This window comes from Streptomyces sp. NPDC002513 (assembly GCF_053595355.1).
In genome coordinates, this window is record NZ_JBSFXK010000006.1 from 42,267 (window position 1) to 64,306 (window position 22,040).

At 71.5% G+C, this 22,040-nt stretch carries 16 protein-coding genes and 1 tRNA gene; 7 read left to right on the plus strand and 10 right to left on the minus strand.

Going from position 1 to position 22,040, the window contains the following annotated elements; all coding sequences use genetic code 11:
- Positions 1 to 38: 38 nt before the first annotated feature.
- Positions 39 to 2,783 carry a phosphoenolpyruvate carboxylase gene (gene ppc, locus ACWD5Q_RS06300; RefSeq protein WP_451425856.1) on the plus strand — a complete coding sequence of 915 codons (2,745 nt, stop codon included), beginning with the start codon at positions 39 to 41 and terminating at the stop codon, positions 2,781 to 2,783.
- Between the two features lie 79 nt (positions 2,784 to 2,862).
- On the opposite strand, the gene ACWD5Q_RS06305 is transcribed toward ppc, so the two are convergent.
- From ACWD5Q_RS06305 to ACWD5Q_RS06335, 7 genes are all read right to left on the minus strand, one after another.
- Positions 2,863 to 3,354 carry a hypothetical protein gene (locus ACWD5Q_RS06305; RefSeq protein ID WP_451425857.1) on the minus strand — a complete coding sequence of 164 codons (492 nt, stop codon included), beginning with the start codon at positions 3,352 to 3,354 and terminating at the stop codon, positions 2,863 to 2,865.
- Positions 3,355 to 3,419: 65 nt separating this feature from the next.
- A complete protein-coding gene (pth, locus tag ACWD5Q_RS06310) occupies positions 3,420 to 4,022 on the minus strand; it encodes an aminoacyl-tRNA hydrolase (protein WP_451425858.1) in 603 nt (200 codons plus the stop codon).
- 69 nt (positions 4,023 to 4,091) lie between these two features.
- Positions 4,092 to 4,682: a 50S ribosomal protein L25/general stress protein Ctc gene (locus ACWD5Q_RS06315; protein WP_451425859.1), complete on the minus strand. Its 591-nt coding sequence runs from the start codon at positions 4,680 to 4,682 to the stop codon at positions 4,092 to 4,094.
- Between the two features lie 228 nt (positions 4,683 to 4,910).
- Positions 4,911 to 5,885 (minus strand): ribose-phosphate diphosphokinase, encoded by a 975-nt coding sequence (locus ACWD5Q_RS06320; RefSeq protein ID WP_451425860.1) that lies wholly within the window; start codon positions 5,883 to 5,885, stop codon positions 4,911 to 4,913.
- 145 nt (positions 5,886 to 6,030) lie between these two features.
- Entirely contained in the window at positions 6,031 to 7,476 is a 1,446-nt protein-coding gene (glmU, locus tag ACWD5Q_RS06325) for a bifunctional UDP-N-acetylglucosamine diphosphorylase/glucosamine-1-phosphate N-acetyltransferase GlmU (protein WP_451425861.1), read from the minus strand.
- A 115-nt stretch (positions 7,477 to 7,591) separates the two neighbouring features.
- Positions 7,592 to 7,663: transfer RNA gene (locus ACWD5Q_RS06330), tRNA-Gln, on the minus strand.
- Between the two features lie 28 nt (positions 7,664 to 7,691).
- Positions 7,692 to 8,549, minus strand: a complete 858-nt coding sequence (locus ACWD5Q_RS06335) for a hypothetical protein (RefSeq protein ID WP_451425862.1) — start codon at positions 8,547 to 8,549, stop codon at positions 7,692 to 7,694.
- Positions 8,550 to 8,715: 166 nt separating this feature from the next.
- Between ACWD5Q_RS06335 and ACWD5Q_RS06340 the strand changes: the two genes are divergently transcribed.
- On the plus strand, positions 8,716 to 10,035 hold the full coding sequence (locus ACWD5Q_RS06340) for a sensor histidine kinase (RefSeq protein WP_451425863.1): 1,320 nt from the start codon (positions 8,716 to 8,718) through the stop codon (positions 10,033 to 10,035).
- 66 nt (positions 10,036 to 10,101) lie between these two features.
- On the opposite strand, the gene ACWD5Q_RS06345 is transcribed toward ACWD5Q_RS06340, so the two are convergent.
- Together ACWD5Q_RS06345 and ACWD5Q_RS06350 are read right to left on the minus strand one after the other, a co-directional pair.
- Positions 10,102 to 10,596, minus strand: a complete 495-nt coding sequence (locus tag ACWD5Q_RS06345; RefSeq protein ID WP_451425864.1) for an SUKH-3 domain-containing protein — start codon at positions 10,594 to 10,596, stop codon at positions 10,102 to 10,104.
- 118 nt (positions 10,597 to 10,714) lie between these two features.
- Positions 10,715 to 11,215 carry a YwqJ-related putative deaminase gene (locus ACWD5Q_RS06350; protein WP_451425865.1) on the minus strand — a complete coding sequence of 167 codons (501 nt, stop codon included), beginning with the start codon at positions 11,213 to 11,215 and terminating at the stop codon, positions 10,715 to 10,717.
- A 263-nt stretch (positions 11,216 to 11,478) separates the two neighbouring features.
- On the opposite strand from ACWD5Q_RS06350, the gene ACWD5Q_RS06355 reads away from it, so the two are divergent.
- From ACWD5Q_RS06355 to ACWD5Q_RS06365, 3 genes are all read left to right on the plus strand, one after another.
- On the plus strand, positions 11,479 to 12,507 hold the full coding sequence (locus ACWD5Q_RS06355) for an SMI1/KNR4 family protein (protein ID WP_451425866.1): 1,029 nt from the start codon (positions 11,479 to 11,481) through the stop codon (positions 12,505 to 12,507).
- A 9-nt stretch (positions 12,508 to 12,516) separates the two neighbouring features.
- A complete protein-coding gene (locus ACWD5Q_RS06360) occupies positions 12,517 to 15,141 on the plus strand; it encodes an SUKH-4 family immunity protein (protein WP_451425867.1) in 2,625 nt (874 codons plus the stop codon).
- A 322-nt stretch (positions 15,142 to 15,463) separates the two neighbouring features.
- Positions 15,464 to 16,348: a cellulose-binding protein gene (locus ACWD5Q_RS06365; protein ID WP_451425868.1), complete on the plus strand. Its 885-nt coding sequence runs from the start codon at positions 15,464 to 15,466 to the stop codon at positions 16,346 to 16,348.
- Between the two features lie 242 nt (positions 16,349 to 16,590).
- Here the strand turns inward: ACWD5Q_RS06365 and ACWD5Q_RS06370 are convergent, their stop codons facing one another.
- Positions 16,591 to 18,093, minus strand: a complete 1,503-nt coding sequence (locus ACWD5Q_RS06370; RefSeq protein WP_451425869.1) for an MFS transporter — start codon at positions 18,091 to 18,093, stop codon at positions 16,591 to 16,593.
- 476 nt (positions 18,094 to 18,569) lie between these two features.
- Here ACWD5Q_RS06370 and ACWD5Q_RS06375 point away from each other — a divergent pair, with 476 nt between their 5' ends.
- Positions 18,570 to 19,358, plus strand: coding sequence for an ABC transporter ATP-binding protein (locus ACWD5Q_RS06375; protein ID WP_451425870.1), 789 nt, complete (start codon positions 18,570 to 18,572; stop codon positions 19,356 to 19,358).
- Positions 19,355 to 21,934, plus strand: coding sequence for an ABC transporter permease (locus ACWD5Q_RS06380; RefSeq protein WP_451425871.1), 2,580 nt, complete (start codon positions 19,355 to 19,357; stop codon positions 21,932 to 21,934). The genes ACWD5Q_RS06375 and ACWD5Q_RS06380 overlap by 4 nt, the downstream gene beginning before the upstream one ends.
- Positions 21,935 to 22,040 lie beyond the last annotated feature (106 nt).

The following is a 22,040-nucleotide window of genomic DNA, read 5'->3' on the forward strand; positions in this document are numbered from 1 at the left end:
CGCGACGCACCTCCTGGTTACTGCAAGGAGCCGCACCTGTGAGCAGTGCCGACGACCAGACCACGACCACCAGCAGTGCGTTGCGCGCCGACATCCGCCGACTGGGCGATCTGCTCGGGGAGACCCTCGTCCGGCAGGAGGGCCCCGAACTCCTGGACCTGGTCGAGCGCGTCCGCCGGCTGACCCGCGAGGACGGGGAAGCGGCCGCGGAACTGCTGCGCGGCACCGAACTGGAGACCGCCGCCAAGCTGGTACGCGCCTTCTCCACCTACTTCCACCTCGCCAACGTCACCGAGCAGGTGCACCGCGGCCGCGAACTGCGCGCCAGGCGCGCCGCCGAAGGCGGACTCCTCGCCCGCACCGCCGACCGGCTCAAGGACGCCGACCCCGACCACCTGCGCGACACCGTCCGCAACCTCACCGTGCGCCCGGTCTTCACCGCGCACCCCACGGAGGCGGCACGCCGGTCCGTCCTCAACAAGCTGCGGCGCATCGCCGCGCTCCTGGAGACCCCGGTCCTGGACAGCGACCGCCGCCGCCACGACACCCGCCTCGCCGAGAACATCGACCTCGTCTGGCAGACCGACGAACTCAGGGTCGTCCGCCCGGAACCCGCAGACGAGGCCCGAAACGCCATCTACTACCTGGACGAACTGCACGCCGGCGCCGTCGGCGACGTCCTGGAGGACCTCACCGCCGAACTGGAACGCGTCGGCGTCAAGCTGCCCGACGAGACCCGCCCCCTCACCTTCGGCACCTGGATCGGCGGCGACCGCGACGGCAACCCCAACGTGACCCCCGAGGTCACCTGGGAGGTGCTCATCCTCCAGCACGAGCACGGCATCAACGACGCGCTGGAGATGATCGACGAACTGCGCGGCCTGCTCTCCCAGTCCATCCGCTACACCGGCGCCACCGAGGAACTCCTCGCCTCCCTCCAGGACGACCTGGACCGGCTGCCCGGCATCAGCCCCCGCTACAAGCGCCTCAACGCCGAGGAGCCCTACCGCCTCAAGGCCACCTGCGTCCGCCAGAAGCTCGGCAACACCAAGAAGCGCCTCGCCAAGGGCACCGCGCACCAGCCCGGACGCGACTACCTCGGCACCACCGAACTCCTGCGCGACCTGCGGATCATCCAGACCTCGCTGCGCACCCACCGCGGCCACCTCTTCGCCGACGGCCACCTCGCCCGCACCATCCGCACGCTGGCCGCCTTCGGCCTCCAGCTCGCCACCATGGACGTCCGCGAGCACGCCGACGCCCACCACCACGCCCTCGGCCAGCTCTTCGACCGGCTCGGCGAGGAATCCTGGCGCTACGACGACATGCCCCGCGAGTACCGGTACAAGCTGCTCGCCAAGGAACTGCGCTCCCGGCGGCCCCTCGCCCCCACCCCGGCCCCCCTCGACGCGGCCAGCGCCAAGACCCTCGGCGTCTTCGAGACCGCCAAGCGGGCCCTGGACGTCTTCGGCCCCGAGGTCATCGAGTCCTACATCATCTCCATGTGCCAGGGCGCCGACGACGTCTTCGCCGCCGCCGTCCTCGCCCGCGAGGCCGGCCTCGTCGACCTGCACGCCGGCTGGGCGAAGATCGGCATCGTCCCCCTCCTGGAGACCACCGACGAGCTCAAGGCCGCCGACACCATCCTCGAGGACATGCTCGCCGACCCCTCCTACCGCCGCCTCGTCGCCCTGCGCGGCGACGTCCAGGAGGTCATGCTCGGCTACAGCGACTCCTCCAAGTTCGGCGGCATCACCACCTCCCAGTGGGAGATCCACCGCGCCCAGCGCCGCCTGCGCGACGTCGCCCACCGCTACGGCGTACGCCTGCGCCTCTTCCACGGCCGCGGCGGCACCGTCGGCCGCGGCGGCGGCCCCACCCACGACGCGATCCTCGCCCAGCCCTGGGGCACCCTCGAAGGCGAGATCAAGGTCACCGAACAGGGCGAGGTCATCTCCGACAAGTACCTCATCCCCTCCCTCGCCCGCGAGAACCTGGAACTCACGGTCGCCGCCACCCTCCAGGCATCCGCCCTGCACACCGCCCCCCGCCAGTCCGACGAGGCCCTAGCCCGCTGGGACGCCGCCATGGACGTCGTCTCCGACGCCGCCCACGCCGCCTACCGCCGACTGGTCGAGGACCCCGACCTGCCCGCCTACTTCTTCGCCTCCACCCCCGTCGACCAGCTCGCCGACCTCCACCTCGGCTCCCGCCCCTCCCGGCGCCCCGACTCCGGCGCCGGCCTCGACGGGCTGCGCGCCATCCCATGGGTCTTCGGCTGGACCCAGTCCCGGCAGATCGTCCCCGGCTGGTACGGCGTCGGCTCCGGCCTCAAGGCACTGCGCGAGGCGGGCCTGCGGCACGAAGGGGACACCGTGCTCCGCGAGATGCACGAACAGTGGCACTTCTTCCGCAACTTCGTCTCCAACGTCGAGATGACCCTCGCGAAGACAGACCTGCGGATCGCGCGCCACTACGTGGACACCCTCGTACCGGACGAACTGAAGCACGTCTTCGAGACCATCCAGGCCGAACACGAACTCACCGTCCGCGAGGTCCTGCGGATCACCGGCGAGAGCGAACTGCTGGACGCCCAGCCCGTCCTCAGGCAGACCTTCGCCATCCGCGACGCCTACCTCGACCCGATCTCCTACCTCCAGGTCGCCCTGCTCAAGCGCCAGCGCGACGCCGCCGCCACCGGCGCCGAACCCGACCCGCTGCTCTCCCGCGCCCTGCTGCTGACGGTCAACGGAGTGGCGGCCGGCCTGCGCAACACCGGCTGAACCGCCGCCGCACCCCGCGGCGGGCGGTGCCCCCGTACGGCGTACGCGCGTACGGCTGAACCGCCCGCCGCGCCGGGACCTACTGCAGAGCGAAGAACGTCGCCGTCAGCAACACGAACCCCGTCCCCGCCAACGCCCAGGCGGTACGCGGCATCCGCAGCCCGCCGGCCACCACCACCGAGGCCAGGAGCAGAGCACCGGCCAGCGGAAGCCAGGCATACAGCACACCCGCCGGGCCCGTCCGCACCACCTCGTCGGAGCCCGGCTTCACCGCCACGGTGAGGACCTCACCCTGCCGCACCGCCACCGAGTGGGGGATCACGACGCGCTTGCGGGCCGCCGACCCCGCGGACGACGGCGCGTACGGACCGCTGCACGAATCGCCGGCACACCGGGCCACCGTCATGGTGCCCTGCTCGCGGCCCTTGGCCAGCATCACGTACTGCGCGGTGCCCCACGAACCCCAGACACCGGCGACGACGATCAACGCGGCGACCGTGCCCATCACCGCGAGCCGCCCGAACCGCAGCACCACGACGGCACCCTGAGAAGAGGAGACGGCAGAAGGCATGGCCGCGATCCTTGGCCATGCCCGCGCACCTGGTCAACTCCGGCCTCGCCCGGCAGACGGACAAGTCAGGAGTTGTACGTGCTTTGCGCCCGCTCCAGCCCGTCGATCACCAGACACTCCACCGCGTCCACCGCACGGTCCACGAAGTAGTCCAGCTCCTTGCGCTCCGCCGACGAGAAGTCCTTCAGCACGAAATCCGCGACCTGCATCCGCCCCGGAGGACGCCCGATCCCGAACCGCACCCGGTGATAGTCCGCACCCATCGCCTTCGTGATCGACTTCAGCCCGTTGTGGCCGTTGTCACCGCCGCCCAGCTTCAGCCGCAGCGTCCCGTATTCGATGTCCAGCTCGTCGTGCACGGCCACGACATGGCCCACCGGCACCTTGTAGAAGTCCCGAAGGGCGTTCACCGGGCCACCCGACAGATTCATGTACGACATCGGCTTCGCCAGAATCACCCGGCGGTTCCCCGGACCCGGCGGACCGATCCGCCCCTCCACGACCTGCGCCTGCGCCTTGCCCGCCCGCTTGAACTTCCCCCCGATCCGCCCGGCCAGCAGATCGGCCGCCATGAACCCGACATTGTGCCGGTTCATCGCGTACTCAGGCCCCGGATTGCCGAGGCCCACGATCAGCCAGGGACCGCCCGCGTCGGTCGTCACGTCCATGTCTCCTTGATACGCGCCAGCCGCTGCCCCTCCCGGGAACAGCGGCTGACAAAACGATGACGGTGAGGATCAGGCCTCGGCGGCCTCTTCGCCCTCGGCGCCCGCGGGCGCCTCCTCGGCCTGCGCGGCCAGGACCTGCAGCACGACCGCGTCCCCGTCGACGGCCAGCGCCACACCGCTCGGCAGAACGATGTCCTTGGCGAGGATCGAGGCACCGGCCTCCAGACCCTGCACCGAGACGACGACCGCCTCGGGGATGTGCGTGGCCTCGGCCTCGACCGGCAGCGCGTTCAGGACGTGCTCCAGCAGGTTGCCACCGGCGGCCAGCTCGCCCTCGGCGTGCACCGGAATCTCGACGGTGACCTTCTCGCCGCGCTTCACCAGCAGCAGGTCGACGTGCTCCAGGAAGCCCTTCAGCGGGTCACGCTGCACGGCCTTCGGAATCGCCAGCTCGTTGGTCTTGCCGTCGATGTCCAGCGAGAGCAGCACGTTCGGCGTACGCAGCGCCAGCAGCAGCTCGTGACCCGGCAGCGTCAGGTGCAGCGGCTGCGCACCGTGGCCGTACAGCACACCCGGAACCTTGTTCTCGCGGCGGACACGACGCGCGGCACCCTTGCCGAACTCGGTGCGCGTCTCGGCGGCGAGCTTCACCTCGGACATCTTCTTCACTCCTCGTAGAAATCAGCGAACGATGGGGGTCCCCCTGCTCCTTGGAGCCTGGGGAGGTCACCCGGCCACGAACGGCCTGCTACGAAGAGCGCGTCGATTACGGACCGCCGTACCGCATGAGTACGGCCTCCCTCGCCGAGCAACTCGAGCAGTCTACTCGGAGAGGGAGGCCGCACCCAAAAGGATCACCCGCCGGGCCGTATCACCGGCCGGGCGGCATCACTGCTCGTCGAACAGGCTCGTCACCGAGCCGTCCTCGAACACCTCACGCACCGCACTCGCGATCGTCGGCGCGATCGACAGCACCGTGATCTTGTCCAGCTCCAGCTCACCCGGCGTCGGCAGCGTGTTCGTGAACACGAACTCGCTCACCTTCGAGTTCTTCAGACGGTCCGCCGCCGGACCCGACAGCACACCGTGCGTGGCCGTCACGATCACGTCCTCCGCGCCATGCGCGAACAGCGCGTCCGCGGCCCCGCAGATCGTGCCACCCGTGTCGATCATGTCGTCGACCAGGACACAGATACGGCCCTTCACATCACCGACGACCTCATGCACCGTCACCTGGTTCGCCACGTCCTTGTCGCGCCGCTTGTGCACGATCGCCAGCGGCGCACCCAGACGGTCGCACCAGCGGTCGGCGACCCGCACCCGGCCCGCGTCCGGCGACACCACGGTCAGCTTGTCGCGGTCCACCTTCTGGCCCACATAGTCCGCCAGCAGCGGCAGCGCGAACAGGTGGTCCACCGGGCCGTCGAAGAAGCCCTGGATCTGGTCCGTGTGCAGATCCACCGTGAGGATGCGGTCCGCGCCGGCCGTCTTCATCAGGTCCGCGATCAGACGCGCCGAAATCGGTTCACGTCCCCGGTGCTTCTTGTCCTGCCGTGCGTAACCGTAGAACGGCACGATCACCGTAATGGAGCGGGCCGACGCGCGCTTCAGCGCATCGATCATGATCAGCTGCTCCATGATCCACTTGTTGATCGGCGCCGTGTGGCTCTGGATCAGGAAGCAGTCGGCGCCACGCGCCGACTCCTCGTAGCGGACGTAGATCTCGCCGTTCGCGAAGTCGAAGGCCTTCGTCGGGACGACCCCGACACCCAACTGGTGGGCGACCTCCTGGGCAAGCTCGGGGTGGGCGCGGCCGGAGAAGAACATCAACTTCTTCTTGCCGGTCGTCTTGATCCCGGTCACAGCACTGTCTCCTCAGAGGTGTTCTCAGCCCGGTGCGAGTGGCCTTGCGCAGCCGCGTCCGCGGGATGCGAGCGGCTGTCCCGGCTGGTGGGGGTGCGGGTGTGCACTTATCACGGTACGCCGTGTCAGACGCACCTGTTTCCGCTCAGTCTTCGCCATCCGGCTCCCGGGACGCCGCCTCGGCCGCCTTCGCCGCCGCGCTCCCGGGACGCTTACGGGCCACCCAGCCCTCGATATTCCGCTGCTGACCACGGGCCACGGCCAGCGAACCGGGCGGCACGTCCTTCGTGATCACGGACCCCGCGGCGGTGTACGCGCCGTCCCCGATCGTGACAGGCGCCACAAACATGTTGTCCGAACCGGTGCGGCAGTGAGACCCCACCGTCGTGTGGTGTTTGTCCTGTCCGTCATAGTTCACGAAGACACTCGCCGCACCGATGTTCGTGTACTCGCCGATTGTCGCGTCCCCCACGTACGACAGATGCGGCACCTTCGTGCCCTCGCCGATGGAGGCGTTCTTGGTCTCCACGTACGTGCCGACCTTGGACTGCGCACCCAGACGCGTACCGGGCCGCAGATACGCGTACGGACCCACGGACGCCCGCGGCCCCACGACCGCGCCGTCGGAGACGGTGTTGTCCACCCGCGCCCCCGCACCCACCCGGGTGTCCTTCAGCCGCGAGTTGGGCCCGACCTCGGCGCCCTCGCCGATGTGCGTGGCCCCGATCAGCTGCGTCGCCGGCTGAACCACCGCGTCCTGCTCGAAGGTGACCGTCACATCGACCCATGTGGTCGCCGGATCGACGATCGTGACGCCCGCCAGCATCGCCTCGGCCAGCAGGCGGTCGTTGAGGGTGCGGCGGGCCTCGGCCAGCTGCACCCGGTTGTTGATGCCGGCGATCTCCCGGTGGTCGCCCGCGACGGACGCGCCGACCCGGTGCCCGGCCGTCCGCAGGATGCCGAGCACGTCGGTCAGATACTCCTCGCCCTGGCTGTTGTCGGTCCTGACCTGCTTCAGGGCCTCGGCCAGGAGCCGCCCGTCGAAGGCGAAGACACCGGAGTTGATCTCACGGATCGCACGCTGGGCGTCGGAGGCGTCCTTGTGCTCGACGATGGCGGTGACGGCACCGGTGTCGTCCCGGACGATGCGGCCGTAGCCGGTGGCGTCGGGGACCTCCGCGCTGAGCACCGTGACGGCGTTGCCGTCCTCCTGGTGGGTGCCGGCCAGGCGCCGGAGCGTCTCGCCGGTGAGCAGCGGGGTGTCTCCGCACACGACGACCACGGTCCCGTCGACCGAACCGCCCAGCTCCTCCAGGGCCATCCGGACGGCGTGGCCGGTGCCGTTCTGCTGGGCCTGGACCGCGGTGCGGACGCCCGGGTCGATCTCGGCGAGATGGGCACCGACCTGCTCGCGGGCGTGGCCCACGACGACGACGAGGTTCTCGGGCTGCAACTCGCCCGCGGCGGCGAGTACATGCCCGACGAGGGAACGGCCGCAGATGTCGTGCAGGACCTTGGGTGTGACCGACTTCATACGGGTGCCCTCACCCGCTGCGAGAACGACGACGGCGGCCGGGCGGATGGCGCTCACGGGGATGCCCTTCGGCTTCATGGGGTGGGGTGGACACCCGCAGGATACCGGGGTGTTCCTGGGAGGACATGAGAGCGGGCCCTGACGGTGCTGTCAGGGCCCGAACCGAGCTGTGCTCCCCTGCCAGGACTCGAACCTGGAACAAATCATCCAAAGTGACCCGTGTTGCCGATTACACCACAGGGGAGTGTAAGTCGACCAAAAGGGACATGTTGCTAGTCCGCTGTGGTCGCGGCACCTACTATGCCGCACCACCAGCCCTCGATGCGACGGTACAAGTCGGCTCCCTTGAGAACTTTGATCACCAAGCAGCCCCGGTAGGCGGCGCCGACGTTCTTGCGCGCCGTTTTCGGGTTGTGCTTCTTGAGGGTGGTCTTGTTGAACGCCGAGCTGTCGGCGCCGACGAGGGCGGCCCAGTACCGTTCGGCGCCTGCGATGTCGGCGGACTCGTGAATCATGACGGCGTAGCGTCGGCGCTCCGGCTCGACCTCCAGGAGGTCGAGCCAGGCGAGGTACGCCTTGATCACCCCCGGATCGCTGTTGACGAAGGTGACGTTCTCGCGGCGGGCGTACGGCTTGTCCTTGCCGCCCTCGGCCCAGTAGAGCCCCACGCCCACCAGGAACAGCTCGCGGGGTGAAAGCTCGCCGATCGACTGCTTGGCCGCCTCCTTGGTTCGCCGCCGTTCCTCGTCCCGGATGCGCAGCTTCTCCTCCCAGCCCCGCCGGGCGATTGCTGCGGCCTCCTCGGGGCTGCGCCTCCGCTCGGGCCTCGGCAGGTCTCGTACCCACAGTGAGACCGAGCTCCTCGAACACCCCAGTTCCGCCTCGATTCGGTCGTATGTCCACCCCTGGAGCCGTAGCTCCCTCGCCCTGGCGCGCAGGTCGTCCTTGGCGTTCGGGCGTTTCGTCCAGGCCGGTGGGGGCTCGCCCTTCACCAGTCGGTTGAGGAGGTCGTTGTTGAAAATCTTCAGCTCGTCGCGGATCTGCCGAAGGCTGTAGCCGGCCCGTCGCAGCGCCACCGCCCGCTCCCTGAGGCCCTCGAAGTCCGCGTACTTCCCCTGTGTCTGTGCCATGGACAAAACCTCGGGTGGAATCCGGGCTTCCGGGGTCGAACGGTGTGCGATTCAGCAGTTCGTGGGATTCTGGATGGTTTCGCTTCTGTTCGATTACGGAGTGTGGTGTGGCGCCGCCGTGGAAACTCACCGGAAAACCTCCGCTCCGCGCCCGTAGGCTGGACCCATGACCACGACGGGGGAAGTCCGCGCGGGGGCCGGGGAGGGCCCCTGGTGGTGGGCGCGGTGGCGCAGTGCCGTGCTCGACATCTCGCTTGCCGCGCTGTCCGCCGGGGAGTGCGCGGTCGAGGGGATCCAGTTCTCGCGGGACGCCGGCCTGTTCGTCCCCGTGGGGGTGGTGTTCGGGCTGTTCGCCGGTCTCACCCTGCTGCTGCGGCGCCGGTGGCCGATCGCCGTGGTGCTCGTGTCCATCGCGATCACGCCCGCCCAGATGGGGTTCCTGATGAGCGTGGTCGGGCTGTACACCCTGGCCGCCTCGGAGCTGCCCCGGCGGATCACCGCGGCCCTCGCGGGCATGTCGTTCGCCGCGATGTTCATCGTGACGTACGTGCGCGCCCATCAGGGGATGGTCCGGGGTGATCTGTCCATCGCCGGGGGGTTCATTCCCTTTCTGTCCGTCACCACGGCGCTGGGCATGACGGCTCCGCCGCTGCTGCTCGGGCTCTACATCGGCGCCCGGCGGCGGCTGATGGAGAGCCTGCGGGAGCGGGCCGACTCGCTGGAGCGGGAGCTGATGCTGCTCGCGGAGCGGGCGGAGGAGCGGGCCGAGTGGGCGCGGAACGAGGAGCGGACCCGGATCGCCCGGGAGATGCACGACGTCGTGGCCCACCGGGTGAGCCTCATGGTCGTGCACGCCGCCGCGCTGCAGGCCGTGGCCCGGAAGGATCCCGAGAAGGCGGTCAAGAACGCCGCGCTGGTCGGGGACATGGGGCGGCAGGCGCTGACGGAGCTGCGGGAGATGCTCGGGGTGCTGCGGACGGGGGAGGGGGCCGTGGGGCGGCCCGCCCCGGCCGCGGTGCCGTTGGCGGCCGTGGGGGCGGCGGCCGCGGCGGCGGCGTCGCGGGTCGTCGAGGACTCCTCGGAGGGGCCGTGCCTGGCCGAGCTGGAGGAGCTGATCGGGCAGTCGGCGGCGGCCGGGATGGTGGTGAACCTCTCGGTGGAGGGCGAGGTGCGGTTGTATGCGCCGATGGTCGAGCAGACCGCGTACCGGGTGGTGCAGGAGGCGCTGACCAACGTGCACAAGCATGCGGCGGGCGCGAAGACGCATGTGCGGCTCGCTCACCGTACGGCGGAGATCGCGATGCAGGTGGAGAACGAGCCGCCGCCGGAGCCGGGGTCGGCTCGGGCCGTGCGGCTGCCCAGCGGGGGCAATGGCCTGGTGGGGATGAAGGAGCGGGTCAGCGCGCTGGGCGGGGCGTTCGTGTCGGGGCCGACGGATGCGGGCGGGTTCCGGGTGTCGGCGGTGATTCCGGCCGGTGCGGCGTAGCGGGTGCCGTGGGGCCGGTCCCGTTCGGTCCCGTCGCCGGCCGGCGCGTGGTGTGCGCCTGGACCGTCACCCGGCGGTGAGGCGTACCGGCTCGATGCCTGTCAGCAGGGTGGTGAGGGCGCGGTCGATGTCGGGGCCCACGTACCAGTCGCCGGTGTGGTCGAGGGCGTAGACGCGGCCCTCGGTGTCGATGGCGAGCAGGGTGCGGCTGTCGGTTTCCTCGCCGAGGGGGCAGACCTCGGTGTCGAGGGCGCGGCCGAGGTCGCCGAGGGTGCGGGCCAGGTGGAGGCCGTGCAGGGGATCCAGGTGGAGGGTGGCGGGGGCGAGCTGGCGGCCGGGGCTCTGTGCGGTGATGTGGAGGTCGCCGAATTCCGCCCATGCCTCGACGGCCGCGGGGAACACCGCGTGCCGGTGGCCCGCCGGGGAGGTGTGGCCGCGCAGGGTGTCGGCCCAGTGTTCCGCCTGTTTTATGTTCCAGCGGCCCGGTTGCCAGCCGGCGGCGCGCAGTGCGGCGTCCACGGGGACGGGGAAACGTGTGCTTGAGGAGCGGTCGGCGTGCATCTGCCCTTCGTTCGTCGAGTGCCGTGGACCGGCGCGTGCGCCGTCGTGCGGTGTGCGTCGTGCGGTGTGTGGTGATTCACGTTCGGGGAGGTGGGGCTTGGAGCTTGGGGGAGGAAGGTCAGTCCCGCGCGGTGGGGTCGACGATGCGTACGCCGAAGTGGTTGCTGAGCGCGGTGCAGGCGCGGCAGGGCGCGGCGAAGCTGCCGTGCAGGGGGTCGCCGTCCTCGCGGATGCGGCGGGCGGTGAGTTTGGCCTGCTTGAGGGCCTTGCGGGCCTCGCCGTTGGTCATCGGCCTGCGGGAGGCGCGCTTGCTGCGGGCGGCGTCGGTGGCGGTGATGTGGCGGGAGATGAGGATCGCCTCGGCGCACCGTCCGGTGAAGCGGTCGCGCTGGCCGCTGGCGAGGCTGTCGAGGAAGTCCTGGACGAGCGGGTGCAGGGCGGGCGGCTGGTCGGCGCGTGCGGCGGTGCAGGTGAGGGTGGCGCCGCGGACGGAGAGGGCGGCGGCGACGGTGGGGAGTATGCCGTCGCGGCGGTGACGGAGGGTGGGGGTGGGGGTCGCCTCGGCGAAGCTCCAGCCGATGCGTGGGTCGCCTGACGTGTCTGTTTGTGTGGCGTTCATGATCTTCTTCCCCTCCCTTGCATCCCCCGAGCGGGACACAGCCTGCCAAATGCCGTGGCCGGTACGGAAGCTGGGGCACCGCGACACGCCAGGGCTTCGGCGTACGGTCACGGCCGGGTGACGGCTGGTCACGGTACCGGGGGCCGCCGGCCGGGTGGCTCCGGTGGCCCGGTGACCGGTGTCGTCGTACCGCATAGGCTGGTCGACGTCCGTGAACGACACCGCCGTACAGGCCAGACAGATCGCCGCAGGGGGCAACCGTCATGACGACAGGTCGGCTCGGGCTGGGGGTACCCCCCGGCAGCCAGGCCGGGGGACACGCCGCGCCGCCCAACGCGGCCTACGCGGGGCAGGTCGTGCACTTTCCGGACCCGGTCCGGGCCGCTCGTCATCCGAGAGGGGTGCGGGTGGACGCGTACGGCTATCCCGACTTCTCGCCCTACGCCCGTGCCGTCGCGGAGATCGCGGATCCGCCGGTGGGTTTCGGCGTGGACGAGTTGCGGCTGACCGACTATGTGTCGGCGAACGCGGCGCTGGCGCTGTCCGGGCACGAGTTGTGGGACACGACTGGCGCGGTGGCGACGCCGCACGGTTGGACGTGGCATCACGTCCGTGGGGCGCGTCGGCTGGAGCTGGTCCCGGTCGAGGTGAAGGCGTTGCTGCGGCACCACGGCGGGATCGCGACGGCGGCCGTCGACCAGGGCAAGCGGGGGACGCGGCCGTTGCAGGAGGCGCGTCCGGCGCACTTCGGGCTGCCGAAGTCCTCGGTGGCGGTGACCGAGCAGCAGGTCCAGGGTGTCGAGGAGGATCTGGGCTACCGGCTGCCGGGTGCGTACCGGTCGTTCCTGAAGGCGGCGGGCGGTTGTGCGCCGGTGGGGGTGGCGCTGGACGTGGAGTTGGGGTTGTTGGTCGACCAGCCGTTCTTCACGGTGCGCGACGAGGCGGCGGTCAACGACCTGGTGTACGTGAACAAGTGCCTGCGGGACCATCTGACGAAGGACTACCTGGGTGTCGGTTTCGTGCAGGGCGGTCTGCTGGCCGTGAAGGTGCGGGGTGACCGGGTCGGCTCGGTCTGGTTCTGCGCGTACGACGACGCACGGGACGTGGATGCGTCGTGGACGCCCGCCGAGCGGGTGGAGCGGCTGCTGCTGCCGTGCGGTGACGACTTCGACAGGTTTCTGTCCCGGCTCGCGGGCAGTCCGCCGGAGCTGGAGACCGTGGCGAATCTGATGGTGGACGGCGGGTTCGCGCGTGCGGTGCCGGTGTCGTCGGCGTCCGAGGCAGGGGAGTGAGTTCGGGCGATGGTGACGTTCGCTCAGGCGCAGGAGCGCGCGGAAGAGTGGATCAACGGGGACGTGCCGTCGTACCAGCATCGTGAGGTGCGGGTACGGGAGTTCGGGCTCGGGTTCGTGGTGTGGGCGGAGGACCGGGCCGAGGGGCTGCGGTCGGACGGGGGCGCGCAGCGGCTCGTCATCGCCCGGGACAGCGGTGAGGCGACGCTGTGGCCGGGGCTGCCGGTGGGTGAGGTGATCCGCCGTTACGAGGAGGAGTACGGGGCGAAGGAGACGGCGGCGCGGCCGGCGCCCGCGGCCCGGTCGGATCTGAACCAGACGTCGTTTCTGCTGAGCCCGCCGGAGTGGCTCCAGGAGGCGGCGGACCGGATCGGGATTCAAGGCCACCGGCAGGGCGGCGGGGGGTCGGCGGGTGCGGGTGCGCCTTCGGCCGCCGGTGTCGTGGATGCGTCGGCTGCGCAGGACGTTTCCGGTACCTCGGGGGGCGCGGGTCCGGCGTCTGCGGCGTCGTGGCCCGCGGCCGGGGGCGGTGACGAGGCGCGGGACGCGGTGCCGGTCGCGCCCGCGGGGGCGACCCCGTGGGCGGGGACCGACACCAACGCCGAGGCGGGCGAGGACCGTTCGGTGCCGCTGCCGGAGACCGTGTTCGCGCCGCCGTTGAGCGACTCCGAGGGGGGCACGCCGCCGGGGTCGCCGTTCGCGTCGCCTGCGTCGTCGGCGTCTGTTGCGTCGGCCGCGGAGACGCCTCCGCCGGGGGTGCCGCAGGGTCCGCCTCCGCCCCCCGGGCCTCCACCGGCCGGTGGGCCGCAGCCGCCGAGGGTGCCGCAGGGTCCGCCTCCGCCCCCCGGGGTGCCGTCGTACGGCTATCCGCAGGCGGCCGGCGGGGTGCCGGGGACTCCTCCGCCCGGTGTGCCGCGGCCTCCGGCCGGTCCGTCCGCGCCCGGGCCGCGGCGCGCGCCGAACGCCGAGGACATCGCGGACGCCGCGACCAGCAAGGCGGCACCGCCGCGCGCCGCGCGCGCCGGTGGTGCGCCGCCTTCGCCCGGCGCTCCCGACATGCCGGGAGCGCGGCCCGGTGCCACGCCTCAGCCTGCGGCGCCGGTCGCTCCCGCGGGCGGTTACGCCCCCACGCAACTCGTCCCGCAGCTCGGCCCGGACGGTCCCGGCACCCCTGCGGCCCCGGGCGCGCCGCAGGTGCCGGGCGCTCCGCATGCGTCGACCGGTGCGCCGGGGGGCGTGGACGACGCGGCCACGATGCTCGCGGGACCGCCCGTCGGTCCGGGCGTGCCGCCGGGCACTCCGGGCGCGCCGAACCCTCCGGGCCCGCCCACCCCTCCGGGCATACCCAGCCCTTCCGGCATCCCGGCCGCTCCTGGTGCGCCGGGCGCACCAGGTGTGCCGCCCGCTCCCGGCATCCCTGCCGCACCCGCTGTCCCGGGCGCTCCCGGTGCCCCCGCCGCTCCCGGTGTCCCGGCCCCCGCCGCGCCCGCGCCGGGTGGCGTGCAGCTCGCCGAGACCATGCCGGCGGGGCCTGACGTGGGCGGTCCGGCGGCGCCCCCGCCGCCTCCGGGGGTTCCAGGTGTGCCGCCCGGGGCTCCGCAGCCGGTGCCGGGCCGGCCGGTGCCGGGGCAGCAGCCGTCGTACGGTTATCCGCAGGGCAGGCCGACCGTCGGCCCCGGCTACCAGGCCGTGCTGCGCTACCGCGCGCAGGACGGTTCGGAGCAGCAGCTGATCCGGCGTTCGGCGCCGGGCACCCCGCACCCGGAGTGGCAGATCTTCCATGAGCTGCGCGCCCTGAACGTCCCGCCGGACCAGGTGCTGGAGCTGCACACGGAGCTGGAGTCGTGCGAGCTGCCGGGCGCCTACTGCGCGCGGATGATCCGGGAGAACTGGCCGCAGGCCCGGCTCGCCAGCATCGCCCCGTACGGCACCGACCATGCCTCGCGTCAGCAGGGCATGCGGCAACTGCTCGCGCACCAGGGTGAGTTGCACCAGGTCGCGGATGGTCCGGCACGTCCGGGTCCGGTACGTGCGCCGCTGCCGCCCGTGCAGCCCGCGCCGCCGATCCCGCCGGAGGGCATCGCGCAGGAACTGGCCGCCGCCTTCGGACCGGGTGTCTTCCGGTTCGAGCAGGCCGCGGTGTCCCGGCAGGGTGTGCCGCCGATCGTGGCGCACGTCCTGCTGGTGGCGGGACTGCCGCTCGACATGCGGCCGTTCTTCTGGGCGCAGGCCCAGCCGGGCCGGCCGGTGCCGACGCTGGCCGAACTGGCGCAGGAGCGCGGGTTGCCGCCGGCGTCGGACGCGGGCTCGTACCTCGTCCTCGGCAGCGACTTCGGCAAGGCGATCTGTGTGCAGTACGGCACGGCGAACATCGTCGCGGTGCCGGTGGAGGCCGGACCCGGTGGTGCTCCCGTACCGCCGCAGTACGTGAACGCGGGGCTGCCCGAGTTCGTGCGCGCCCTGGCGCTGCTCGGCCGGATGTGGCGGCTGAGGTACGGGCTCAACCAGGAGCAGGCAGGCCGCTGGACCGTCGACTTCCAGGCGCAGTTGGCCGCTCTCGATCCGACGGCGCTCGGTTCGCCGGACAGTTGGTGGTCGGTGCTGCTGGAGCAGATGTGGGACGGCCTGCTGTGACGGTCCTCTGCTGACGTTCCGTCAAGGGCCGGGTCCGGTCGCACACCTTCGTGCGACTCGGGCCCGGCCCTTTTCCGTGCCGGCGGACGCGGGAGGGGGAGCGCGGTGTGTGCGCTGTGTGTGCGCTGTGTGTGCGCTGTGGCGTGCGACGGCGTGCGGGGTTCCCGGTGCGACCCCGCGCGCAACACCCCGTGCGCACCTCCCGCTCCGTCCCTGTCCATTGCTTATGCGCGGAGTGTCGTGTTATGAACACTTCCGTCTGATCCATAAGGATGTGCGCGAATCGTCGCTTCGTGTGGGTCAGGTGGAGAGGGGTTCCACGATGAGCAGCGCATCGGGGTCGCCGCACGGCTTTGTGTCCGTGCGGCGCGGCTACCGTCCCGACCGGGCCGACGCGTATACCGCGGCCCTCTCGCGGGAGCGTGACGCCGCCTGGGAGCGGGCCGCCCGGCTGACCGTGCTGGCCAGGGACATGGAGGCCGAACTGGCGCGGCTGCACGAGACGGTGGCGCAGCTTCCCCCGCAGACCTACGAGGCGCTCGGCGACGGGGCCCGGCGGGTGTTCGGCCTGGCGCAGGAGGAGGCCGAGGCCGTGCGGGAGGGCGCCCGGCAGGACGCGGTGCACCGGGTCGCGGAGGCGGAGGAGGCGGGACGGCGGGTGCGGGAGACCGCGCAGGCGTACGCCGACGAGGTGCGCGCCGAGGCCGAGGAGCGGATCCGCACCCGGCTGCTGGCGGCCCGGGCCGAGGCCGACGACGTACGGGTCGAGGCGCGGCGTGAGGTCAAGGAGGGGCGTGCGGAGGTGCTGGCCGCGTTGCGGGAGGTGCGGCAGCGCACCGAGGCCCTGCTCGTCGAGCAGCAGCGCGAGCACGCCGAGCGGTGGGAGGGCGAGGAGCGGGCGGAGGCCGATCGGCTCGCGGAGCTTCAGGCGCGGGAGGCGGAGCGGGTGGCGCAGGCGGAGAGCGCCCTGACGGAGGCGGAACGGGCGCTCGTCGAGGCCGGGGAGTCGGCCCGGCGGGTGCAGGGGGACGCCCAGGCGCGCGCCGCGGAGCTGGTCGCCGAGGCGCGGCTGCGGGAGGACCGGATCGCGCGGGAGACGGAACGGGTGCTGCGGGAGCACGGCGAGATGTGGGACTGCGTACAGGCCCAGATGGACCATGTGCGCAACAGCCTCGCCATGCTGACGGGCCGGGCCGCGGCGGAGTAGACCCCTGCCGAGTGGGCCGAGTGGGACCCCGCAGCCGGGACGGTCAGCCGCTTCTGCGGGCCGCCCCGGCCCGGATGATCCGGCCCTCCACCACCTCGTACGGCCGATGCCGCTCGGTGTCACCGGGCTCGCTTCGACTCCGGCCGTCCCGGCCGGGGCAGTCGGCCGACCGTCCCGGCCGGCACCCGGTTCCCATGCGTACGCACCCGGGTTCCCGGTCGGCCGGCCGCGCACCGGAGCTCTCAGTCCGCGGGGTCCTCCAGCACCGGAAAGCGGCGCGGTGCCACGCACAGCAGGACCACGAACGCGAGCGCGGCGGCGCCCGCCGCGCCCAGGTACACGGCGTGGACGGCAGCCGCGATCGCCCGGCGTGTGGTCTCGGCCGCGGTGCCGGTGTCGAGGCCGCGGGTGATCGAGTCCAGGTCGCCCGCGCCGCCCAGGCGTGCGGCCAGCACGCCGTTGGCCACCGCGCCGAAGACGGACGCTCCCAGGGTCTGGCCGGTCTGACGGCAGAACAGCACCGAGGCGGTCGTCGTGCCGCGTTCGGCCCAGCCCACCGTCGCCTGGACGCCGACGATCAGCGGAAGCTGGAAGAGGCCGAGCGCGCCGCCCAGCAACAGCATCAGCAGGGTCGGCTGCCACGCCTTGCCCGGGTAGGGCAGGAAGGGGAAGGCCAGCAGGAGCAGCGCCGCCACGCCGATCCCGAGCAGTGCCGTGTCGCGGAACCCGATGCGCCGGTACACATGCTGGCTCAGTGCCGCGGAGAGCGGCCAGCTCAGCGTCCACACGGACAGGACGAATCCGGCTGCGACCGGGGTGAGTCCGAGCACCGCCTGTGCGTACGTCGGCAGGAAGACCGTCGGGGCCACCATCAGCAGTCCCAGCCCGCCGAGCGCCAGATTGACCGCGGCGATCGTACGCCGCCGCCACACCCACCCGGGGATGATCGGTTCCGCCGCCCGGCGCTCGACCGCCACCACCACCGCGACCAGGGCGAGCCCGGTGCCGAACAGTGCCAGGGAGGGCGCCGACAGCCAGGGCCAGGCCACCCCGCCCTGCACCAGTGCCGTCAGCAGGACGCCTCCGCAGGCGAACACCGCGAGCGCGCCCGCCCAGTCGATCCGGGGCCGGGTGCGCACCGCGCGGTGCGGCTCGTGCAGATGACGGACGATCAGCCACAGCGCGAGTGCCCCGATGGGCAGGTTGACGAGGAAGATCCACCGCCAGCCCGCGTACGCGGCGAGGATCCCGCCGAGCGCCGGGCCCGCGACCGCGGACACCGCCCACACCGTGGACAGTTTGGCCTGGATCTTCGGTCGTTCCTCAAGGGGGTACAGGTCGGCTGCGAGGGTCTGGACCGTGCCCTGGAGCGCGCCGCCGCCCAGGCCCTGCACGACGCGGAAGGCGATCAGCGCCCCCATGTTCCAGGCGACCGCGCACAGCAGTGAGCCGAGCAGGAAGATGGCGGTGCCCGCGATCAGCACCGGTTTGCGGCCCAGGGTGTCGGAGAGCTTGCCGTAGACGGGCAGCGTCACCGTCACGGCCAGCAGATAGCCCGAGAAGAGCCAGGAGAAGACGGAGAAGCCGCCGAGGTCGCCGACGATCTGCGGGATGGCCGTCGAGACGATCGTCGAGTCGAGTGCGGCGAGCGCCATCGCCAGCATCAGGGCGGCGACCACGGCGCCGCGCCGGTCGGTTCCGACGCGTTGTGCGGTTGCGCCTATCGCGGGTTTCGTCCTGTCCACCGGTTCCCCTCTTGTCTGTTGTCCGCTGCATGCAAGCTTCCCACTTGACCCTGACGGGACGGGAGGGTGCAAGCTCACTCCGCCGGAGGGTGGAGCCGACCCTGAGAAGGGCTCCACCTGTCGGGGGACGGCCCCTAGGGGGACCTCCGTACAAGGGCTCGGGGAGAGGTCGTCCCGGCGGAGGACGAGCGGGCGGGCGGGCGTCCTTAACCTGGCTTTACGCCGTTGGGGAGCGGCCGGGACGCACGGGGGTCGTGCCGACCACAGCGGAAGGGGTGGGGTTTTCCCCAGCGGGAGACGGGGCCGGGCACCAGCGCGGACCGGACCCCTCCGCCGCCAGACTGATCGACGTGGCCGGTCATGACCGGTCATTTACTCACGGGGCTACTCACGGGGCGCGGTTCCACGCGTCTCGTCCCCTGTCACACGACGCGACACCGCGCGTCTCATTCGCTGATCGAAAGAGGAGATTTGTCATGACATCGGCCGTGACCATTCCCAGGCACGGGGGCACTGGAGGGCGTACGGCCGTTGCCGCGCGAGCGCGACAGGTCGTCAAGGCGTACGGGGCCGGGGAGACCCGGGTCGTCGCCCTCGACCACGTCGACGTGGACATCGCCCGCGGCCAGTTCACCGCGATCATGGGCCCCTCCGGGTCCGGCAAGTCCACGCTGATGCACTGCCTCGCCGGCCTGGACACCGTGACGAGCGGTCAGATCTTCCTCGACGAGACCGAGATAACGGGCTTGAAGGACAAGAGGCTCACCCGGCTGCGCAGGGACCGGATCGGCTTCATCTTCCAGGCGTTCAACCTGCTGCCGACGCTGAACGCGCTGGAGAACATCACGCTTCCCATGGACATAGCGGGCCGCAAGCCCGACCGCGCCTGGCTGGACCGGGTCGTGGAGACCGTCGGCCTGGCGGGCCGCCTCAAGCACCGGCCCGCCCAGCTCTCCGGCGGCCAGCAGCAGCGCGTCGCCGTGGCCCGGGCCCTGGCCGCCCGCCCCGAGATCATCTTCGGTGACGAGCCCACCGGGAACCTGGACTCGCGGGCCGGCGCGGAGGTGCTGGGCTTCCTGCGCCACTCGGTCGACGAGCTGGGCCAGACCATCGTCATGGTCACGCACGACCCGGTCGCCGCGTCCTACGCCGACCGGGTGCTGTATCTGGCCGACGGCAGGATCGTCGACGAGATGCACCAGCCCACCGCGGACCAGGTCCTGGACCGCATGAAGGACTTCGACGCCCGGGGGCGTACGTCATGACCGTGCTGAAGACCTCGATGCGCACCTTCTTCGCGCACAAGGGGCGCATGGCCCTGTCGGCCGTCGCGGTCCTGCTGTCGGTGGCGTTCGTCTGCGGCACGCTCGTGTTCACCGACACGATGAACACGACGTTCGACAAACTCTTCGCGGCGACCGCGTCCGATGTCACGGTCAGCGCGCAGGGCGCCTCGGACACCGGCGAGACCCGCTCCGGCAACGGCAGACCGCCCGCCATGCCGGCCTCGGTGCTCGGTGAGGTGCGCCGGACCGCCGGGGTGAGGTCGGCGGAGGGCACGGTCTTCTCGACCTCGGTGACCGTCGTCGACGCCGGCAAGCACAGCCTGTCGCCCACGAGCGGCGCACCGACCATCGTCGGAAGCTGGAACCGCAACGACGCCCGCACCATGAAGATCACCTCCGGTGCGGCACCGCACGGCTCCGGCCAGGTCATGGTCGACGCGGACACCGCCGACAAGCACCGTCTCCGGCTCGGCGACGAGATCGGCGTGATCAGCGCGGTCGGCACGCACACCGCGAAGATCTCGGGCATCGCCGCGTTCACCGTCACCAACCCCGGTGCCGCGATCTTCTACCTGGACACGTCGACCGCCCAGCAGACCCTGGTCGGCAGGACGGGCGTCTTCACGAACGTCAATGTCACGGCCGCCCCCGGGGTGAGCGACGCACAGCTGAAGCGGAGCGTGGCGGCCCGACTCGGCGGCGGCTACAAGGTGCAGACCGCCAAGGAGGTCTCGGATGCCAACCAGAAGAGCATCGCGAGCTTCCTGAACGTGATGAAGTACGCGATGCTCGGCTTCGCCGGGATCGCCTTCCTCGTCGGCATCTTCCTGATCATCAACACCTTCTCCATGCTGGTCGCCCAGCGCACCCGCGAGATCGGCCTGATGCGGGCCATCGGATCCTCGCGGCGGCAGGTCAACAACTCCGTGCTGGTGGAGGCTCTGCTGCTCGGAGTGTTCGGGTCGGTGCTCGGCGTCGGGGCGGGCGTCGGCATCGCGGTGGGCCTGATGAAGCTCATGGGGTCGATGGGCATGCAGCTGTCGACCGACGACCTGACGGTCGCCTGGACGACTCCGGTGATCGGCATCGTGCTCGGTGTCGTGGTCACGGTCCTGGCCGCGTACCTGCCCGCCCGGCGTGCCGGGAAGGTCTCCCCGATGGCCGCGCTGCGCGACTCGGGCGGGCCCGTGGACGCGAAGGCCGGCCGGGTGCGGGCCGTCCTCGGAGTCCTCCTCACCGGTGCCGGCGCCGGTGCCCTGTATCTGGCCGCCGTCGGCGGCCAGGCCAAGGCGGGTTCGCTGCGGCTCGGCCTCGGTGTGGTCCTCTCGCTCATCGGCTTCGTCGTCGTGGGCCCGCTGCTCGCGGGCGGTGTGGTCCGGGCGCTCGGCGCGGTCATTCTGCGGATCTTCGGGCCGGTCGGACGCCTGGCCGAGCGCAACGCCCTGCGCAATCCGCGCCGCACCGGCGCGACGGGCGCCGCGCTGATGATCGGTCTCGCCCTGGTCGCCTGCCTGTCCGTGGTGGGCTCCTCGATGGTGGCCTCGGCGACGGACCAGCTCGACAAGACGGTCGGCGCCGACTTCATCGTGCAGTCGGACAGCGGCCAGCTCTTCACCCCCCAGGCGGTGCGGGCGGTGAAGTCGACGCCAGGCCTGAAGCGGGTCACCGAGTACCGGATCCTGGACGTCTCGCTGACCACGCCCGACGGCCGTACGACCGCGAAGGAGACGGTCAACGCCGCCGACCCGACGTATGCGCAGGACCTGCGGACCACGACGGTCGCCGGGAACCTCGCGGACGCCTACCGGCCCGACTCGATGTCCGTCTTCGAGGGCTTCGCCAAGGAGCACGGCATCCGGCTCGGCTCGAAGGTCACGGTCGACTTCCGGGACGGCAAGACGGCCAGGCTGACGGTCCGCGCGATCACCAGCGACGATGTCGTGATCGACAAGGGCGCGATGTACGTGTCGACCGCGACGGTGGCGAAGTATGTGCCGGCCGACAGGATGCCGCTCGACATGCTGGTCTTCGCCTCGGCCGAGGACGGGCAGCAGGCCGCCGCGTACAGGTCGCTGAAGTCGGCGCTGCACGACTATCCGCAGTACACGGTCCGTGACCAGACCGACTTCAAGAAGACACTGAAGGACCAGATCGGCCAGCTGCTGAACATGATCTACGGTCTGCTGGCCCTCGCGATCATCGTCGCGGTCCTGGGTGTGGTGAACACGCTGGCGCTGTCGGTGGTGGAGCGCACACGGGAGATCGGCCTGATGCGCGCGATAGGCCTCTCACGCCGCCAGTTGCGCCGGATGATCCGCCTGGAGTCGGTGGTGATCGCCCTCTTCGGCGCCCTGCTGGGGCTGGGCCTGGGCATGGGCTGGGGCGCGACGGCCCAGAAGCTCCTCGCCCTGCAGGGCCTGAAGGTCCTGGAGATCCCGTGGCCCACGATCATCGCGGTCTTCATCGGTTCGGCGTTCGTGGGTCTGCTCGCGGCCCTGGTCCCGGCGTTCCGGGCAGGCCGGATGAACGTGCTGAACGCGATCGCCACGGAGTAGCCGGCCGACGGGGACAGAGGGACAGAGGGACAGGGGGATACGGGGATACGGGGACCACGGGGATACGCGGACACGGGGGCGCGCCCGGTGCCGGGGAGCAGCGGCT

Bases quoted from the DNA above. Each gene is read 5' to 3' on its own strand.
- ACWD5Q_RS06305 (WP_451425857.1), bottom strand. From the start codon at position 3,354: ATGCCTTCTGCCGTCTCCTCTTCTCAGGGTGCCGTCGTGGTGCTGCGG.
- pth (WP_451425858.1), bottom strand. From the start codon at position 4,022: ATGGACGTGACGACCGACGCGGGCGGTCCCTGGCTGATCGTGGGCCTC.
- ACWD5Q_RS06315 (WP_451425859.1), bottom strand. From the start codon at position 4,682: ATGTCCGAGGTGAAGCTCGCCGCCGAGACGCGCACCGAGTTCGGCAAG.
- ACWD5Q_RS06335 (WP_451425862.1), bottom strand. From the start codon at position 8,549: ATGGCACAGACACAGGGGAAGTACGCGGACTTCGAGGGCCTCAGGGAG.
- ACWD5Q_RS06340 (WP_451425863.1), top strand. From the start codon at position 8,716: ATGACCACGACGGGGGAAGTCCGCGCGGGGGCCGGGGAGGGCCCCTGG.
- ACWD5Q_RS06345 (WP_451425864.1), bottom strand. From the start codon at position 10,596: ATGCACGCCGACCGCTCCTCAAGCACACGTTTCCCCGTCCCCGTGGAC.
- ACWD5Q_RS06350 (WP_451425865.1), bottom strand. From the start codon at position 11,215: ATGAACGCCACACAAACAGACACGTCAGGCGACCCACGCATCGGCTGG.
- ACWD5Q_RS06355 (WP_451425866.1), top strand. From the start codon at position 11,479: ATGACGACAGGTCGGCTCGGGCTGGGGGTACCCCCCGGCAGCCAGGCC.
- ACWD5Q_RS06360 (WP_451425867.1), top strand. From the start codon at position 12,517: ATGGTGACGTTCGCTCAGGCGCAGGAGCGCGCGGAAGAGTGGATCAAC.
- ACWD5Q_RS06365 (WP_451425868.1), top strand. From the start codon at position 15,464: ATGAGCAGCGCATCGGGGTCGCCGCACGGCTTTGTGTCCGTGCGGCGC.
- ACWD5Q_RS06375 (WP_451425870.1), top strand. From the start codon at position 18,570: ATGACATCGGCCGTGACCATTCCCAGGCACGGGGGCACTGGAGGGCGT.
- ACWD5Q_RS06380 (WP_451425871.1), top strand. From the start codon at position 19,355: ATGACCGTGCTGAAGACCTCGATGCGCACCTTCTTCGCGCACAAGGGG.